The organism is Azospirillum sp. TSO35-2 (assembly GCF_003116095.1).
GTDB lineage: Bacteria > Pseudomonadota > Alphaproteobacteria > Azospirillales > Azospirillaceae > Azospirillum.
Window position 1 is genome coordinate 5,635 of the sequence record NZ_LGRA01000008.1, and the last position, 679, is coordinate 6,313.

1 pseudogene is annotated in these 679 nt (G+C 69.1%); it reads left to right on the top strand.

Features of this window, described 5'->3' with window-relative positions:
- Positions 1-679: pseudogene (locus tag TSO352_RS01535) on the top strand (NAD(P)(+) transhydrogenase (Re/Si-specific) subunit alpha); the annotation flags it as partial.

Genomic DNA, 679 nt, shown 5'->3' on the forward strand with positions numbered 1-679 from the left:
GATCGCCGGGGAAGGGGACCTCGACGAGCTGGCGCTGATCCGCAAAGGCGCGCTGCTGTTCGCCATCCTGAACCCCTACAACAGCCGCGACCATGTCAAGGCCTACGCCGACGCCGGCGTGAACGCCTTCGCCATGGAGTTCATGCCGCGCATCACCCGCGCCCAGGTCATGGACGTGCTGTCTTCCCAGGCCAACTTGGCCGGCTACAAGGCCGTCGTCGATGCCGCTTCGGAATACGGCCGCGCCTTCCCGATGATGATGACCGCCGCCGGCACCGTGCCGCCGGCGCGCGCCTTCATCATGGGTGTCGGCGTCGCCGGCCTGCAGGCCATCGCCACCGCCAAGCGGCTGGGCGCCATCGTCTCGGCGACCGACGTCCGCCCGGCGGTGAAGGAGCAGGTGCAGTCGCTCGGCGGCAGCTTCGTCGCGGTCGAGAACGACGAGTTCCGCCAAGCCGAGACCGCCGGCGGCTACGCCAAGGAGATGTCGGACGACTACAAGCGCCAGCAGGCGGCGCTGGTGGCGGAGCACATCAAGAAGCAGGACCTCGTCATCACCACCGCGCTGATCCCCGGCCGCAAGGCGCCGATCCTGGTGACGGCGGAGCATGTCGCGTCGATGAAGCCGGGCTCGGTGATCGTCGATCTGGCGGTGGAGCAGGGCGGCAACGTCGAGGGC